Here is a 16,822-nt window from a genome sequence, read left to right on the forward strand (position 1 = left end):
TTTTTGTGTTTGTTTATCCGTTTCCGCTGGGATCTTCAATCACGTTTGGGGATTGGGCCATCTTTTTGCCCCGCATGTCATTGCCAAACTGATCGAGACTGCTTGGCTTACCTGCTGGGTGATTGTTACGACGCTCCGATTTATCTGACTTTCCACGTCCGGCCATTTGCCTTTCACCTCCTCCATACGATACGCATTATTGTGCGCGAAGAAGCCTCCCCTCATGTAATCAAAGTAAACCAAATATGATCCGATGAAAAAAAGTGACGGATAAGGATTGTCACATGAGATGCTTTCCGTTATAATGTCCTCTATGAAGAAACAACTGTTTTTCTCAGGAGGACACAACGCATGAAAAAGGAAGAAAAATTCTACTTGATTCGATCTGACATCCTGCCAGAATCGATTGCCAAAACGATTGAAGCCAAGAAGATGCTGGAATCCGGCGAAGTGGATACCGTGAATGAAGCGGTTGAACGGGTAGGATTGAGCCGCAGTGCTTTTTATAAGTACAAAGATGGCATTTTTCCGTTCAATGCGATGATGAGCGAAAAAATTATGACGTTTACTTTCTCTTTGGATCACATGTCAGGTTACTTGTCCAAAGTGCTCACATATGTAGCAGATCAAGGTGGAAACGTTTTGACCATCAATCAGACGATTCCACTTCAAGGGATTGCTACTATATCCATGTCAGTCGATATGGCTAATCTTCGCGTATCTAGCACGGAGTTTTTGGATAGCTTGCAGCTGATCCCGGGCGTTCGCAAAGCGATGATCGTCGGTAGAGGCTAAGTAAAAAACAATCAAAGAAAAGGCAGGGGAGAGAGACATGGAGAAGCAGAGCATTAAATTGGGGTTAATGGGTTTTGGAACAGTCGGGACTGGTGTCGTACGCATTATCCAAGCCCATCAGGAGGATTTACAAAAGCAAACTGGCCTCAGTATTGAGGTTTCCCGTATTCTAGTTCAGGATGCGGAAAAATCTCGTAATATTCCATCCATGGAGAGCGCGCTGACCACTGATCCTGCTAGCCTTTTGGATGATCCAGAAATTGAAGTCATCGTAGAAGTGATTGGCGGCATTCACCCTGCAAAGGAATACATTTTGGGTGCACTCGAACGAGGCAAGCACGTAGTAACAGCCAACAAAGATCTGATGGCGTTGCACGGAGCCGAAATTTTAGAGAAAGCGCAAGAAAAGGGCTGTGACGTTTTCTACGAGGCGAGTGTGGCAGGTGGTATACCGATCTTGCGTGCGTTAGTAGAAGGGTTCTCCTCAGACCGTATCGAGAAAATGATGGGGATTGTCAACGGAACGACCAATTACATCATGACCAAAATGAGCAAAGAGGGCGCAGAATACAGCGAGGTATTGAAAGAAGCGCAAGCACTGGGCTATGCGGAGCAGGACCCAACCTCCGACGTGGAAGGCTTTGATGCCGCCCGCAAAATGGCGATTCTGGCAACGCTGGGCTTCCGTGTACCGATGAAGCTCGAAGATGTAGACGTAAAAGGGATCAGTTCCGTGAGCAAGGAAGATATCGCCTATGGCAAGCAACTGGGTTATGAAATCAAACTGCTCGGACTGGCTCGTCGTGACGAAGAGGCGATTGAGGTAAGTGTGCAGCCGACTCTGGTTCCGAAATCTCATCCACTCGCTTCCGTAAATGGTGTCTTTAATGCCGTGTACGTACATGGGGAAGCGGTAGGAGAAACCATGTTTTACGGGCCGGGCGCAGGTGAATTACCGACTGCTACCGCCGTTGTGTCTGACCTGGTCACTGTCGTCAAAAACAGAAAGCTAGGAGTGAATGGACGCGGAATGGTTGCTCCATACAAAGAAAAAGTGCTGAAAGAAGACAGCGAAAAATTCTCTAAATACTTCCTGCGCATCGTAGTTGCAGATAAACGCGGTGTTCTTGCTCAAATTACGCAGCTGTTGGCTGACAAAAATATTTCCCTCGAGCAGGTCATCCAGCAACCGTTCAACAACGGACGTGAAGCGGAGATAATCATGATTACACACCTGTCCTCAAAAAGTGACATGGATGCGGTACTGGCTTACATGGAACAGATGGATATCGTATCAACTGTGCAGAGCTGCTACCGTGTAGAAGGGGGAGACAAATAATGGGTTCTAATCGACAGTCTGGCATTCTGGCACGTTACAGGGAATTTCTCCCGATCACGGAAAAAACTCCGCTGGTCAGCTTGCATGAAGGAAATACACCCCTGATCCATGCTCCGAACCTGTCCAAACAATTGGGGGTAGAGCTGTACGTCAAGTACGAGGGGCTCAATCCGACCGGCTCTTTCAAAGATAGAGGCATGGTCATGGCTGTAGCCAAAGCGGTAGAAGAGGGAAGCAACACAATCATGTGTGCTTCGACGGGGAATACATCAGCAGCAGCTGCGGCGTATGCGGCACGCTCAGGTTTGCGTTGTATCGTCCTGATCCCGAACGGCAATATCGCACTGGGCAAGCTGGCACAGGCCATCGCTTATGGTGCAGAAGTCATCGCGATTGACGGTAATTTTGATGAAGCGCTCGATATCGTTCGCGAAATTACAGCGAAAGAGCCGATTACACTCGTGAATTCCGTGAACCCTTACCGGATCGAAGGACAAAAGACTGCGGCATTTGAAGTATGCGATGCGCTGACGGACGCACCTGACATTTTGGCTATTCCGGTTGGTAACGCAGGTAACATTACAGCCTACTGGAAGGGCTTCGAGGAATATTTCGCAGCCAAAAAATCGAGTCGCTTACCGAAGATGTACGGATTCCAGGCAGCAGGGGCAGCGCCGCTGGTTCATGGCGAACCCGTAGCCAACCCGGAAACGATTGCGACAGCGATTCGCATTGGCAACCCGGCGAGCAAGGATGGCGCTTTGAATGCCATTTCGAAATCAAGTGGTCTTGTCGATAGTGTAACGGACGAAGAGATTTTGCATGCCTATCATTTGCTGGCGAAGAGTGAAGGCGTGTTTTGTGAGCCTGCCTCGGCAGCATCGCTGGCTGGTATTATCAAACTCCATGAGGCTGGAAGGCTTCAACCTGGCAGCCAGATCGTGTGCGTGTTGACTGGAAACGGACTAAAAGATCCAAATATTGCTTTGAAGCTGGTAGGTGAAGAGCCGCGTTCAGTTCCGGCGACACATGAAGCTGTAATGGAGCTGGTTCGTCAAAGCGGGAGAGAATTTGTATCATGAATGGACGGCGTGTAAAAGTAACCATACCGGCATCGACAGCGAATCTGGGACCGGGGTTCGATGCGCTGGGAATGGCCTTCCAGTTGTATTCTGTTGTAGAAATGGAAATCAGTGATCATACGACAGTAGAGATGATGGGCAAGGAGCTGCAAGGAACACCGACGGACAAAAACAATCTTTTGTACAAAGTTGCGGCGGGATTGTTTCAAGAAGCAGGTCTCGCCATTCCTGAGCTCGCGATCCGTGCTTCCAGTGATGCCCCCCTGACAAGAGGATTGGGGAGCAGTGCGGCTGCGATTGTAGGTGCACTCGTAGCGGCCAACCATCTCGCTGGCGAACCGTTTACGCGTGAGCAATTGTTTGAAAAGGCAACCCGCCTGGAAGGGCATCCGGATAATGCCGGAGCGTCGATGTTTGGTGGTATTATTGTTGCAACAATGCCGGAAGTACCAGGAGACCCCGTTCCTTATGTGCGATTTTCTGCCCCGGCGGGATTGCAAACTCTCGTCGTGATCCCAGAATTCATGCTCTCGACAGAAAAAGCGCGGAACGTCTTGCCACAGGTGTACAGCAAAGAGGATGTTGTATATAATGTGGGTCATAGTAGTTTGCTAGTTGCTGCACTGGCACAAGGCAGACTCGACCTGATGGGACGGGCAATGTCGGATCGGCTGCATCAGCCGTATCGAGCAAAGCTTGTACCTGGCTTGAACGAAATCCTGGACAAAGCGACTGAACACGGGGCACTCGGGGCTGCTTTGAGCGGCGCTGGACCGACGATCCTCTGTTTCTTCTCTTCGGATGAAGAATTAGAGAAGCTACGTGCATTTGTGGACAGAGTGATGAAAGGGCACGACATCTCGTACCGCGTGATGATCTTGCAACCGGACGAAAATGGCGTACAGGTAGAAATCCATCAGAGATAGACCATAGTGGATAGGAGTAGCCATGGAGAAGAAACTTGCTTTTCTAGGACCGCGTGGAACGTTTACCGAAGAAGCAGCGCGTATCTTGTCGCTCGGACAAAAGCTATCTTTCGTTCCGTACCCAAGTATTATTGAAGTACTAGACGCTGTTTCCAAAAAGGAAGTGGCATACGGTGTCGTACCGATGGAAAACTCCATTGAAGGAACGGTCAATTCTACACTGGATTGGCTCATTCACGAAGTAGATTTGCCTATTTTGGCGGAGCTTGCACTGCCCATTACGCAAAACTTGCTGGTGGCAAAACGAGAGCATCCATTGCCATTGTCCGCGATTACGAGAGTGCTGTCACATCCTCAAGCGATTGCGCAAAGTCACAACTTTTTGCGTGAGAATTTGCCAGAAGCAGCGATCGAAACGGTAAACAGTACGGCATTGGCTGCAAAAATGGTGAGTGAGCATCCAGAAGAGCCGTGGGCTGCTGTAGGTACTCGATTAAATGTAGAGATCTATCCATTGGAGTTTGCGCGTGAACAAATTCAAGATTATTCGAATAACTACACGCGATTTGTTCTCGTCGGTCTGGAAAGTCTTGATCTGCCGGTTTCCCGCAAGGAAAAGACGACGATACTGGTCACGCTGCCAGAAGATTTCCCAGGAGCATTGTATCAAGTGCTTGCTGCTTTTGCGTGGAGAAAGGTCAACTTGTCTCGCATCGAATCACGTCCGACGAAGAAAGCACTCGGAAGCTATTATTTTGTCATCGACATTGAGCAGAAGATGGACGACGTCTTGTTGCCAGGGGCGTTTGCGGAGATTGAAGCCATTGGCTGTCAAGTTCGTCAGCTCGGGACATATCCATTTTATATGCATCAGACCAATTCCTAGAGGGATTGGTTTTTTCTTTTTCTGCTCTCTCCCAACAAAGGAATGGCGTCAAGGAGCAAAACGCCCATGACTGCATACGATGTTAGGGAGTTTGGTGCAAGGGAGGAGAAAAACATTGAGAATACACATCGTCCAAAAAGGCGATACGATGTGGAAGATCGCCAAAAGATATGGCGTCGATTACAAAGAACTGTTACGCCTTAATAGTCAATTAAAAACTCCCGATACAATTTATCCTGGAGCGAGAATCAAGATTCCGGCGAAACAAGTTCCTGTCCGACCATCGCAAAGAACGACACCCCCGCATCCAATGAGTGAGGCGGCCCCTTATGTGAAAGAAAGACCGATTACGGAAGAGGAAGAGATGGAGGTACCGCAAGAAATTGAAAGGCGGCCAATTGAGCCGGAAGAATCAGGAGAAGTGGAAATCGAATCCAGGGAGGAGACCAGACCTACTCTACCGCCGGCTCCCATTCCTACGAGACCTCCCAAAGAAATGCCAAGACCACCAGTTCCTTCTGTGTCCCCAGAGGTAGTCAGGCCAACGGTACCACCAACATTACCACCAACATTACCACCAACATTACCACCAACATTACCACCTCCACCACCAACACAGCCGATTCCAAAACCAACGGAGCCGATCGAAAAACCAATCGAGAAGCCAAGTGAAAAACCGATTGAGAAACCGATTGAGAAACCGATTGAGAAACCAACACCGTATAAACCACCGAACATTTCAGGGAATCCAGATGTGCAGCCTCCGGTTCCGCCTGTGCCTATACGCCCACTTATACCGACTCCACCTCCAACCAGAGTGAGCCCGTATATTTATCCACCGGCGATTCCACCGAATCAAAATGTGCCCTACATTCCATATAGACCACCGACCCAGGTCTTGCCCTTACAGCCTACACGACCGCCAGCAAATATATGCCCACCTTGCCCACAGCCGAATTATCCGCAACCACGGGTAAGTCCATTGCAACCGATGCAGCCAAACTACCCACCGCCACGGGTAAGTCCATTGCAACCGATGCAGCCAAACTACCCACCGCCACGGGTAAGTCCATTGCAACCGATGCAGCCAAACTACCCACCGCCACGGGTAAGTCCGTTGCAACCAATGCAACCAAACTATCCACCACGGGTAAGTCCATTGCAACCAATGCAACCAAACTATCCACCACGGGTAAGTCCGTTGCAACCAATGCAGCCAAACTATCCACCCCCAAGGGTGAGTCCGTTACGGCCGCAGAAGCCGTCTTCAAAGGTGAGCCCACAACAGCAGCACAAGCCACCTTCAAAAGTAAGCCCGCAACAGAAGCTGAAGCCATCGACGAGGGTAAGTCCGGAGCAAGAGCGCAGGCCAATGCCACAGGTGCGCCCATTCCCGCCATTCCCACCGTCGTTCATGCCACCATTCCCACCATTCCCACCATTTCCGCCTTGCCCACCGTGGATTAGCCCGTTTGTACCAAATCGACCGATTGTAAGTCCAGAACAAATTCGACCAATCAATCCATTTCCAATCTTCCCACCACACATCAGACCGATGCCGTTTCCTTATCCATGCCCACCACCATTTCCACCCATGCCATTAAAGCGGCCACGAGCGAAGAAGCCTGTGTGCCCGGAACCAGTTGAGTCATCATCATGTGAGTGTTCTTCTGAAGTCCGGGAGTACAGAGGCCGAAAAGGCAAGTACAATCGTTCTCCACAGGGGATTCACAATAACATGATGTTCCCGCCTTCCCCGTGTATGGCTTCCATGCCTGAACAAGGGGTTTGGCCGAACTGGGGAGATGGGCATGAAGAATCCTCTTCTTACTGAGAGGGTATGGGATGAACAAAGGAATCTTATCTACCATTGAAAAGGCTTTTCGCTGTCAAATCTACGGGGTGAAGCCGAAGCGAAACGTCAACCTGTTAAAAACAGACCGGGGGCATTGGATACTCAAAGGATATAAGCAGGTCGAAAAAGCTGTGTGGGTGACAGAGTTAGCAGATGCACTACATCAGAAGGGCTTTCATCATACGGTGCAATATGTGGCGAATCAGGAAGGGACCAAAATTTTTGCATTTGAAGACCGCCATTACACCATTATGAAAATGATTGATGGGCATGAAGCAGATAACGCTTCTCTTTTCGATGTTAAAAAAACAGCAGAGACATTGGCACGTTTTCATGTCGCAGCTCAGGGTTTTCCTATTGCTCATTCCTATGCGTATGAAGGAAAACCGCCTCTTTTAGATAAATGGGAGAGCCGCTTGGAATACTTTGAGCGTTTGATGTGGTCGATTGAACAGAAGGGACCCCAGAGCAAACTGGAGCAACTCATTTCCCAACAGGCAGATCATGTCCTTCGGGATGGCAAGGAGCTCCTGGAATCTGCCTACAAACTGCCTCTGACGCCAGAAATGTTTTTAGCCATGGAGAGGGGGACGCTCGCGCACAGAGACGTGGCGAGTCATAACTTTTTGCTTACGGAGCGAGGCAATTGCTATTTGATTGACCTTGATACAGTAGGTCATGATCTTCAGCTTGTTGACCTTGTACAATTGATGTCGCGGATGCTATTGATGCAAGAGTACCGCATGGATTCCTTTGTGGAAGCGATGGAAGCCTATAGTAATGTCAACTATTTATCTGATACGCAGATTTGGGCTGTTCATCAATTGCTTCGTTATCCGGATAATTTCTTGCGGGAGGTAACGGGCTTGTATAGTCAGCGCCCAGGTTACCACATGCGGGGTGTCATGCAACTGATCCAGATGGAAGGCAAAGTGATGGCGAATCGCCAACGCTTTTTAAACGACGGAGAACGAATTTTCTCGCGCTCTCCGTGGGGGCATTACCATTTTGTTGGATAGTCGGATAAAATAAAACATCCCTCTCGTAAGAGGGATGTTTGTGTTGTTGGCAAGCTTACTTGGAAGCAGGCTTGGACAAATCAATCGAGAATTTCGCAAATCCGGATTCCAATACGTTGATGAACTTGATATTGGACAATTTTTCAGCGAATGGTTTCGCGTCAGGAGAAGAAGTGAAGGTAACATTCAGCTTCGCATCTACTGGAGCAAAAGACCAGTTGTTGTCTGCTGCTGGGTCGATATTTTTTTGGTTCAGGATGTAGTCGATTACGATTTGACGGTTTTCATCTGGAGAATCGATTACGATGTTTTTGCCATCCAGACCCGGGAACGCACCGCCGCCGCTTGCACGGTAGTTGTTGGTTACGACGATGAATTTGTCTTCAGGTTTTACTGGTTTGCCGTTATAAGACAGGTTTTTGATGCGGTTTGCATCTTTGTTTGCTACTTTTCCATCTACAGCGTATTTGGATGGCTGTGTAACATCGATTTGATAAGTAACACCGTCGATGACATCAAAGTTGTACGTTGGGAAAGACTCGTTGATGAGTGGTTGCTCATCTGTTTTCTTCGCATCGATTTGGTTGAACTGTCCAGCGGAGCGCTCCAACCATTCTTTCACCGTAGCTCCATCAACCAGAACCGCTTTCAGTGTGTTCGGGTAGATGTACAGGTCAGATACGTTTTTGATGGCGATTGTACCAGCTGGGATATTGGAGTAGTAGCTTACTCCGTTGCGGCCGCCTGCTTTAAATGGTGCACCAGCAGACAGAACTGGAATGCCTTCGTATTCTGTACCCTTCACGTTTTTCTCAACAAACCATTTTTGTGCATTGGTTACGATTTGGATAGATGGGTCATCTTGTACGAGTGCAAAGTAGCTGAAGATCGGGGAAGATGTTTTCCCTACAGCGGAGCGAACCCATTCAACCGTTTTATCGTGATCTTCTTTTACTGCTTCTACGATAGCTTTGTCTGCGTCAGCCAAGGATGCTTTGTTTGCTTTGTCATAGATCGGAACTACTTTTGTAGCAGAATCAGCCACTTTCCATTTTCCGTTTTCTTGTTTCAGCGTAAGGTCGATCACGCCGAGGTGGTTACCCCAGAAGCCAGGCATAACGGCTGGTTTACCGTTGAGCGTTCCTTTTTCTGCATCAATGCCTGGAATTTTATCGAATCCAGGGCCTGGGAATACGGAGTGGGAGTGTCCGAACAGAATCGCATCGATGCCATCTACTTTGCTCAGCTGGTAGCTAGCGTTCTCCAATTGAGGACCACCCTCGATAGGGCCAATTCCGGAGTGAGGAACTGCGATGATGATATCCGCACCTTTTTTCTTCATTTCAGGTACGAATTTGTTGGCAGTTTCCACGATGTCCTTCGCGATTACTTTTCCTTCCAGGTTAGCCTTGTCCCATTGCATAATTTGTGGTGGAACAAAACCGATTACACCTACTTTGAGTTTTACATCTTTGCCGTCCTCATCTTTAAAAGTACGCTCCAGGATTTCGTAAGGAGTGAACATGTTTTTGTCATTGTCAGGGTTTTTGTCCTTGTCGTCTACATAGACGTTGGAGTTTATGTAAGGGAATTTCGCACCTTTCAAGCTGGTGTCCAAGAACTCCAAACCAAAGTTGAACTCGTGGTTACCGATATTGGCAACATCATAGTCCATCAGGTTCATTGCTTTGTAAGCAGGGTGAGTATCTCCAGCTTTCAACGGGTCGATTTTTGCCACGTAGTCGCCCAATGGGTTTCCTTGCAACAAGTCACCGTTGTCGATCAGGATGCTGTTTTTCGCTTCTTCTCTTGCTTTTTTGACCAATGTCGCTGTTTTTGCGAGGCCAAACTCGTCTGTGTTTTTGTCTTGGTAGTAGTCATAGTTAACGATGTTGGTGTGGATATCTGTCGTTTCCAGCAGGCGAAGCTTGAGGACAGAACCTGTTTGCGCGCTTACAGGAGTAAGAGGAAAAGAGAGTGCGCCAACAATCAAAGAAGTGCTGAGGAGAAAAGCGGTCAGCATTTTTTTGTTCGTTTTTTTCATGTTTGAAATGACCTCCATAAGTTTACAATAATGCCAAGCAAAAATAGTTTATCATTAGATTCAAAGGCTGGATAGATGGCGAGATGAAATAGTATGTTAATTTTTTGTATTGACAAAAATAAAAAAATATAACGTCAATCCCTCTTTAGTCGCGTATGTCCCTGTTTCTTTGTGGCAATGATAGGAAGAAAAGCCTATGAAGAAGGGGTTCTAAGTGACTGAGAACAAAAAGTGGATGGTATACGCGACGTGGGGTGTAGCTTTAGCTACAGGCGTCGTAGTCGGTATCCTGTTCGTGGGTAATGACGGAAACGATTCAAGTCTTGCGCGTTTACTAAACCATACAGGCAATGCAGATGTAGTTGCGAGTCCGTCGTACGAGTTGGTTTTAGCTCGCCATTATTTGTGTGGGGTGCGAGATGAAGAGCATGTATCCGTTCGTACCAATCAACTGGCAGACGTCATGGGCAACTATAGTGGATGGGAAATTGTACAAGCAGAACCTGTCAAGTTGACCTTAATGAAGCGAGAGCAGGATATTGCGCCAGCGTGCAAAGAGAATGGACATATCGGAATAGCTGCGGACGGCATGCTTACCCTGTTTCATGGTCTGCCTGCTGAACAAGATGTCGTGCAAACTTTTTATCGAATCGATACTGCGAAAATGGAAGCGAGTCTGCCAAAAGAGGAATGGGAGAATCTGAAACGAGGGATTCGCATTCGGAATTTGGCAGAGTATAACAGTGTATTGTCCACCTATGGCGAATACCAATGGAGTGGCCAATGAAAACAGGTGGACCAAAAGAAATCCCTTTCGAGCCTTTCGTGTAACAAACACGGATTGTACTGGAAAGGGATTTTTATTTTCATTGCTATGGATTCAGTTCAACCCCTATGATTTGCCAGCGTTCCCCCGGGACTTCGCGGCGCAAAAGAAACTTCCATGTTCGTCGAAAATTCCCGCCTTCACGGGCGATGTACGCGAGTCGAACAGGAACCTCTATCAAGAGAGGACCACGTTCGTCTGAGGGGATGACAATTTCAGAGGTTCGCACAGACTCGATCGCGGACAGTCCTTCTGGAAGTGTGAAGCCATCTGTTGTCATTCGCATCGCATGAGTGTCATGTTCATGCAAAGCGGTGAGGAAGTAGCCGACCAATTCTTCAGGAGACGCCCCTTTTAGTGTAGTGGCAAGTGCTCCCGAGGCTTTGAGAATCATCATGCTGTGACTAGGATCGGGTTCTGAGCGTCGATGGGTAGAACTGCCAAAAAAGTGGATGCAAAAATGCCCCGGAAATTCATTTCCTTTAATCGCACCAGCGCCATGAGGCATTCCGTGCATGGATGCTGCAAAATAAGTACCGTCTACCTCTACCAGAATGGCTCTGCGCTTCCATGACCATTTTCCCTGATAAATGTTTTTCATAATTTGTGTATCCTTGCGCGTCAAGGGTTGAACATCGGCATGGCGACTACCTGCTCTGCGCTGGACATCAAAACGTAGTCCTGTTTCTAAATCAATTACGGTACCGAACTCCATCCGCTTTAACGTTTTTTTCACCTGCTCCCAAGGAATGGCTTGTGCAAAATGGACTGCCTCTACTGACTTGACCATTTCTTCGATCCGCTGGCGAACATCGTGTGCCAACACATAGCGACGAGGCATTTTTTTTTCATAAAGCTGGCCGTCGTGATCATATACATACGTTCGTTTTTTTACGGTCAATGTAGCACGTACCCAGTGCGGGTTATAGGAGGCGACTTCGGTAGCAGAACTCAATATCCGCTTCGCAAATTGCTTTTGATCACGGAAGGACATGGTCGTTTGGAAGGAGGAATCGGGTGACACTGAAACGGTGACCGTGATGTCATTCTTGACTTTGGCAAGCGTAGAGTGCGGCATGGATAGCGCGATTGCGAAAAAGCATATACAAAAAATAAGGACTTTGCTGCGCAAGAACCAACACCTCCACAACTTATCGTTTCAACAATAGGTTTGGCTCATGTGGCGTAAATCTTGGTATCATAACGCCCTTGCGCTTACGCCATACTGATTTCATACGGTGATCGAAGGAGGAGTCTTTAGACCATGTCTACCATGCCTAGAGGTAGCTACAAAGACCAGTTCCATCAGCGTTTGTACGTTCAGTTGAACCAAGGACACAACAAGCTCAATTACCAACAGATCAACAAGATCAAAGAGCACATGCAGAGTGGTGTAGACGAATATGCCCACATGCAGCATGATGTGTCGGATTCACTCGGAATGAACAGACACTAACAGACGCCGTATAACCCGTTCCTTTTATAGGGAGCGGGTTTTTATATATTTTGAACTTCGATACAAAATGGAAATGCACGTTCGCTTTTTGGGTGCTTTGTGTTACAGTAGAGAGTAGAATCTTTGCTCACGGAGAGTGGACTATGCGCATTTTAGGAATTGACCCTGGCATTGCGATTGTTGGCTTCGGGGTTGTGGATAAAGAGGGCAGCCAATTGCGTCCCGTCCAATATGGAAGCATTCAGACAGAAGCAGGATTGCCAGTGCCGCTTAGATTAAAACAGATTTTTGAGGCAATGCAGAGCCTTCTGGAAACATATCGTCCCGATGAAATGTCTGTCGAAAAGCTTTTCTTTAATAAAAACGTGACGACGGCATTTACAGTTGGTCAAGCCCGAGGAGTTATTTTGCTTGCGGCAGAGCTGGCTGGTGTGCCGGTCTATGAATACACCCCGATGCAGGTCAAGCAAGCTGTGACTGGATACGGGGGAGCAGAGAAGAAACAAATACAGGAAATGACGAAGCTCCTATTGCGGTTAAAAGAAGTGCCAAAGCCTGACGACGTGGCGGACGCATTGGGCATTGCGATTACGCACGCACAGTTTCGCGCGTTCATTTCCATTTCGGAAGGGGTCAAGAAATGATTGATTTTGTAGAAGGTACACTTAGTTATCTCGATTCGGAATACATAGTTCTCGAAACCGGCGGAATTGGTTATCGACTGTTTTGCCCAAACCCGTACCAGTTCGTTCGGTATGAAGGCAGCAAAACCAAATTGTTTACCCACCATCACGTTCGGGAGGATGCCATCTTGTTGTATGGCTTCGCTACCCGTGACGAACGCGATTTGTTCCGCAAACTGCTTGATGTTAGCGGAATCGGTCCAAAGGGTGGATTAGCTATTCTGGCTGCGGCGACGCCTGAGCAGCTGGTGATGGCGGTTCAACAGGAGAATGTTACCTATTTGACGAAATTTCCGGGGATTGGGAAAAAGACGGCCCAGCGCATTATCCTCGATTTGAAGGATAAATTGGTAGGGTACACACCATCTGCGATTTTGACTGTTGCAGCGGGTGATTTGACAGCAGGCGAACAAGCTGTGTCTGCACTGAACGAAGCACTCGATGCGTTGACTGCACTGGGTTACTCTGATGGTGAACTGCAAAAAATCAGAAACACGCTGTCTGAGAAATCAAAAGAGGGCGATGGTGTAGAAAAGCTCATCAAACAAGGGCTTGCGTTGCTCATGAGGGGGTAGGATTTTGGATTCTCGGATCATCACGACGCATATGAATTGGGAAGAAGATGCGGCGGAGCTGAGCCTCCGTCCTCGTTATTTAAACGAATACATCGGTCAGCAGCATGTGAAGGAAAACTTGAAAATCTTTATTGAAGCGGCCAAGATGCGGAAAGAGTCATTGGATCACGTACTGCTGTACGGTCCGCCTGGACTAGGGAAGACGACTTTGTCGCAAATTATTGCAAATGAGCTGGGTGTGAATATCCGAACGACGTCTGGTCCGGCAATTGAGCGCCCCGGTGATTTAGCCGCGATTTTGACGAATTTGCAAGAAGGCGACGTCCTGTTTATTGACGAGATTCACAGGCTCAACCGAAGTGTCGAGGAAGTTTTGTATCCGGCTATGGAGGATTTTGCGCTGGACATCATTATCGGTAAAGGGCCAAGTGCTCGCAGTGTCCGTTTGGATTTGCCGCCATTTACACTGGTCGGGGCTACGACGCGGGCTGGCATGCTGTCCGCGCCGCTTAGAGATCGCTTTGGGGTCGTTAATCGCCTGGAGTTTTATACAGTCCCGGAACTGACCTTTATCGTTTCACGGGCAGCCGACATCCTGCAGGTCGTCATTCGAGAGGGCGGGGCAGAGGAGATTGCCAGACGTTCACGTGGAACACCCCGGGTGGCAAACCGTTTGCTGAAGCGGGTCCGCGATTTTGCCCAGGTAAAAGGCGAAGGCGTCATTACGACAGAGATTGCCAAGGAAGCGCTGGAAAGATTGCAAGTGGATGCCTGCGGTCTCGATCATATCGACCACAAGCTGTTGCTAGCGATTATTGATCGCTTTGACGGTGGACCGGTTGGACTGGATACGATTGCAGCAACAATCGGAGAAGAGTCACAAACGGTGGAAGATGTTTGCGAGCCATACCTCATGCAGATTGGCTTTATGCAGCGGACGCCGCGGGGGCGGGTTCTTACCCCAAGTGCGTACCAACACTTTGGTCGGGAGATGAAATCGTGAATCCTGTAGCCAAGCTACTCATTATTGGTGGTGCTGCTTTAATCGTAATCGGTCTTTTGTGGCAGGTAGGTGGCAGATTTTTGCCGCTGGGGCGCTTGCCCGGAGATATCGTGGTAGAAAAGGAAAACGTCAAGTTCTACTTTCCGATCGTGACTTGTATTGTGATTAGCATCGTCCTGTCTCTTGGCATGTATTTATTCCGGCTGTTCAAATAGGGGAAATGTGAAGACCATCGGAGCTCATTGTTCCGGTGGTTTTTTTGCGTGCGGGCGTTTGGTCCCATTTTACGAAAAAGGCAGGAGATCAGCCTGCGATTGTCGAAAAACAGTGGGAAGACATGCCAATTTTTGTTGTAAATCAGGTGAAGAAAGGACAATGGACGACATGAGAAAGAAATGGATGGGGAAAGTCCTTTCGGTGGGCCTGCTGTCAGTAGTTCTCGTAGGAGGACATGTACCAGCGCAGGCAGCCGGCGACAATATCAGAGTTGCGCTTTTTGTGGATACAGGGCAAGGCTATCGGGGAGTAGTTCCTTCCATTACGCTGACTGCCGAAAATGGAATGGATGTCGTGCTCAATGGACCCGAAGGCAAGACAGATTTACCCGAATTAAAGGGAGATGCAGCTCGTTACCGGGTTGATGAATATCATCTGATCGTTGCCGAAACAGGTGACTGGAATCGCGCACAACAGATTGCACAGCAAATGAGTCAACGAAAATACGAAGGCTCAATCCAGGTGGCTAATCGTAACGGTCAGACCGTCTATCAGGTTGTAAGCGGAACGTATGACACGTATCAGGCTGCTGCAAATCAGGCAAAAACAGTTGCCCAAGCAATCGGGCAGAATCCGCTGGTAAAAGGTCCGCATCGACTCGAAGCGGGTACATTCAAAAGCTTAAAGGAAGCACAAGAATGGCAAGCGTCATTTGAAGCAGCAGGTATTCCTGCTTACCCCGTGATGGTATCCGATGGGGATAAAGTCAAATATGCGGTTTGGATCGGTGACGAGGTTAGCCCTGATGCCGTGAAAGAATTGAAACGAAGAGCAAACGCTGCATTTCCCTCTTTCTCCTATCAGGAGCCAGACAGCCAATCTTATGTTATATTGAAGCAGGATGTATACGGATCACCAGATGAAGTGATTTGGAAGTATGTTTTCTCCCCTCAAGTTAAGCTGACAGTTGAAGCGAATAAAGCAGGCGATGAATCGGTGATTGGCGTTGTGGAACGAGAGCAGCGTACATATCGCGGTGAGATGGAACTGTCGGAATACAATGGTCACTTGACACTAGTAAATGAGCTTCCAATGGAAGAGTATCTGTATGGTGTCGTTGGCTCTGAAATGGCTCCAGGCTGGCCGTTGGAAGCATTGAAAACGCAGACCGTCCTTTCGAGAACTCGTGCTGTGTGGCAAGGCAATAAGTATGGAGTTGCCAATGTGTCTGATACGGTTTTCGAACAGGCGTATTATGGTTATACAAAAGAGTCTGATGATGTGCGTGAGGCCGTCGACGAGACTGAAGGTGAAATCATTTACTACCAAGGCAAACCTGCTGAGTCGCTCTTCTATTCCAATGCAGGCGGTATGACAGCGGACGGCACAGAAGTATGGGGCAATCCCGTTCCTTATTTGCGATCTGTCGAGAGTAAAGACACCTATCCAATGGACAATGCAAGCGTATGGTATAAGGTGGCTTTAGCAGATGGCACGCTCGGCTATGTAAGAAATGATCTGGTAACCGAAACGGGCCAAAGCAATTCAGCGGGCCAAAGAATCGCGGTCATTTCGACCGAGAATACCAATTTGCGCTCAGGTCCAAGTACAACGACACAACGTGTGTTGTCTGTACTCCCTACTGGCGCAGAGGTTACGATCCTTTCAGAAGTAAAAGAAGAAAATGCGTATTCGTGGACGCGCGGTCCATTTACCTCTACAGAGATCGCAGCCATGATCAACGCCGCGCATGACAAGAACAAAGCTCCACGCATTTCGGGAAACGTAACGAGCCTGAAAGTGACAGAGCGCGGTCCATCTGGACGTGTGATCGCGATGGAAGCAAACGGGACGCCAATCGTCGTCTCTTCACCGGATGCTTTGCGTTCTGTTTTTCAACAAGGTGGCTCCCCTCTGCGTAGCACGAAGTTTGAAGTAGAAAAAATCAATGGTTCGCAGTTCATCTTCCGTGGTACTGGCTTTGGACACGGACTTGGTGTTTCGCAATACGGAGCACGTGCGATGGCAGAGGAAGGGTATGACTACAAGGATATCTTGCAACACTACTACCAGGATGTGACAATCGAAAAGTAAGTCGTTTGCCACAAGATCTACCG

General features: G+C 48.3%; 18 protein-coding genes and 1 pseudogene. 15 read left to right on the forward strand and 4 right to left on the reverse strand.

Features of this window, described 5'->3' with window-relative positions:
* Positions 1-13: 13 nt before the first annotated feature.
* Positions 14-166, reverse strand: coding sequence for a hypothetical protein (locus HP567_RS12290; RefSeq protein WP_164724500.1), 153 nt, complete (start codon positions 164-166; stop codon positions 14-16).
* A gap of 185 nt (positions 167-351) precedes the next feature.
* Between HP567_RS12290 and HP567_RS12295 the strand changes: the two genes are divergently transcribed.
* The 6 genes and pseudogenes from HP567_RS12295 to HP567_RS12320 form a co-directional block, all read left to right on the forward strand.
* Complete coding sequence (locus HP567_RS12295; RefSeq protein ID WP_106656758.1) at positions 352-795, forward strand: ACT domain-containing protein; 444 nt, start codon at positions 352-354, stop codon at positions 793-795.
* Between the two features lie 37 nt (positions 796-832).
* Positions 833-2,134 carry a homoserine dehydrogenase gene (locus HP567_RS12300; protein ID WP_173608466.1) on the forward strand — a complete coding sequence of 434 codons (1,302 nt, stop codon included), beginning with the start codon at positions 833-835 and terminating at the stop codon, positions 2,132-2,134.
* Complete coding sequence (gene thrC / locus HP567_RS12305; protein ID WP_173608465.1) at positions 2,134-3,216, forward strand: threonine synthase; 1,083 nt, start codon at positions 2,134-2,136, stop codon at positions 3,214-3,216. The genes HP567_RS12300 and thrC overlap by 1 nt, the downstream gene beginning before the upstream one ends.
* The gene (gene thrB, locus HP567_RS12310) at positions 3,213-4,142 is read left to right on the forward strand and encodes a homoserine kinase (RefSeq protein WP_173608464.1); all 930 of its coding nucleotides are present in this window, start codon (positions 3,213-3,215) and stop codon (positions 4,140-4,142) included. The genes thrC and thrB overlap by 4 nt, the downstream gene beginning before the upstream one ends.
* Positions 4,143-4,164: 22 nt before the next feature.
* The gene (gene pheA / locus HP567_RS12315) at positions 4,165-5,028 is read left to right on the forward strand and encodes a prephenate dehydratase (RefSeq protein ID WP_088906742.1); all 864 of its coding nucleotides are present in this window, start codon (positions 4,165-4,167) and stop codon (positions 5,026-5,028) included.
* 148 nt (positions 5,029-5,176) lie between these two features.
* Positions 5,177-5,230, forward strand: a pseudogene (locus tag HP567_RS12320) (LysM peptidoglycan-binding domain-containing protein); the annotation flags it as partial.
* Between the two features lie 125 nt (positions 5,231-5,355).
* On the opposite strand, the gene HP567_RS12325 reads toward HP567_RS12320, so the two are convergent.
* On the reverse strand, positions 5,356-5,766 hold the full coding sequence (locus tag HP567_RS12325) for a hypothetical protein (protein ID WP_229087999.1): 411 nt from the start codon (positions 5,764-5,766) through the stop codon (positions 5,356-5,358).
* 204 nt (positions 5,767-5,970) lie between these two features.
* On the opposite strand from HP567_RS12325, the gene HP567_RS12330 reads away from it, so the two are divergent.
* Entirely contained in the window at positions 5,971-6,495 is a 525-nt protein-coding gene (locus tag HP567_RS12330) for a hypothetical protein (protein ID WP_229088000.1), read from the forward strand.
* Between the two features lie 378 nt (positions 6,496-6,873).
* Complete coding sequence (locus HP567_RS12335; protein ID WP_173608462.1) at positions 6,874-7,902, forward strand: phosphotransferase; 1,029 nt, start codon at positions 6,874-6,876, stop codon at positions 7,900-7,902.
* A 55-nt stretch (positions 7,903-7,957) separates the two neighbouring features.
* Here HP567_RS12335 and HP567_RS12340 read toward each other — a convergent pair whose 3' ends face one another.
* Positions 7,958-9,946 (reverse strand): bifunctional 2',3'-cyclic-nucleotide 2'-phosphodiesterase/3'-nucleotidase, encoded by a 1,989-nt coding sequence (locus HP567_RS12340; RefSeq protein ID WP_173608461.1) that lies wholly within the window; start codon positions 9,944-9,946, stop codon positions 7,958-7,960.
* A 214-nt stretch (positions 9,947-10,160) separates the two neighbouring features.
* Between HP567_RS12340 and HP567_RS12345 the strand changes: the two genes are divergently transcribed.
* Entirely contained in the window at positions 10,161-10,733 is a 573-nt protein-coding gene (locus HP567_RS12345) for a BofC C-terminal domain-containing protein (protein WP_173608460.1), read from the forward strand.
* An 85-nt stretch (positions 10,734-10,818) separates the two neighbouring features.
* Here the strand turns inward: HP567_RS12345 and HP567_RS12350 are convergent, their stop codons facing one another.
* Positions 10,819-11,904 (reverse strand): hypothetical protein, encoded by a 1,086-nt coding sequence (locus HP567_RS12350; protein WP_173608459.1) that lies wholly within the window; start codon positions 11,902-11,904, stop codon positions 10,819-10,821.
* A 132-nt stretch (positions 11,905-12,036) separates the two neighbouring features.
* Between HP567_RS12350 and HP567_RS12355 the strand changes: the two genes are divergently transcribed.
* The 6 genes from HP567_RS12355 to HP567_RS12380 all read left to right on the forward strand — a co-directional run bounded on the left by HP567_RS12355 (position 12,037) and on the right by HP567_RS12380 (position 16,799).
* Positions 12,037-12,228: a hypothetical protein gene (locus tag HP567_RS12355; RefSeq protein ID WP_173608458.1), complete on the forward strand. Its 192-nt coding sequence runs from the start codon at positions 12,037-12,039 to the stop codon at positions 12,226-12,228.
* Between the two features lie 143 nt (positions 12,229-12,371).
* Positions 12,372-12,872 carry a crossover junction endodeoxyribonuclease RuvC gene (gene ruvC / locus HP567_RS12360; RefSeq protein WP_106656748.1) on the forward strand — a complete coding sequence of 167 codons (501 nt, stop codon included), beginning with the start codon at positions 12,372-12,374 and terminating at the stop codon, positions 12,870-12,872.
* Entirely contained in the window at positions 12,869-13,486 is a 618-nt protein-coding gene (ruvA, locus tag HP567_RS12365) for a Holliday junction branch migration protein RuvA (RefSeq protein ID WP_047072771.1), read from the forward strand. Before ruvC ends, ruvA begins: the two co-directional genes overlap by 4 nt.
* Before the next feature lie 4 nt (positions 13,487-13,490).
* Entirely contained in the window at positions 13,491-14,489 is a 999-nt protein-coding gene (ruvB, locus tag HP567_RS12370; RefSeq protein ID WP_012685582.1) for a Holliday junction branch migration DNA helicase RuvB, read from the forward strand.
* Entirely contained in the window at positions 14,486-14,704 is a 219-nt protein-coding gene (locus HP567_RS12375; protein WP_012685583.1) for a DUF2905 domain-containing protein, read from the forward strand. The genes ruvB and HP567_RS12375 overlap by 4 nt, the downstream gene beginning before the upstream one ends.
* Positions 14,705-14,864: 160 nt before the next feature.
* Entirely contained in the window at positions 14,865-16,799 is a 1,935-nt protein-coding gene (locus tag HP567_RS12380; protein WP_173608457.1) for a SpoIID/LytB domain-containing protein, read from the forward strand.
* The last annotated feature ends 23 nt before the right edge of the window (positions 16,800-16,822 follow it).

The sequence above is a fragment of the Brevibacillus sp. M2.1A genome (assembly GCF_013284355.2).
GTDB lineage: Bacteria > Bacillota > Bacilli > Brevibacillales > Brevibacillaceae > Brevibacillus.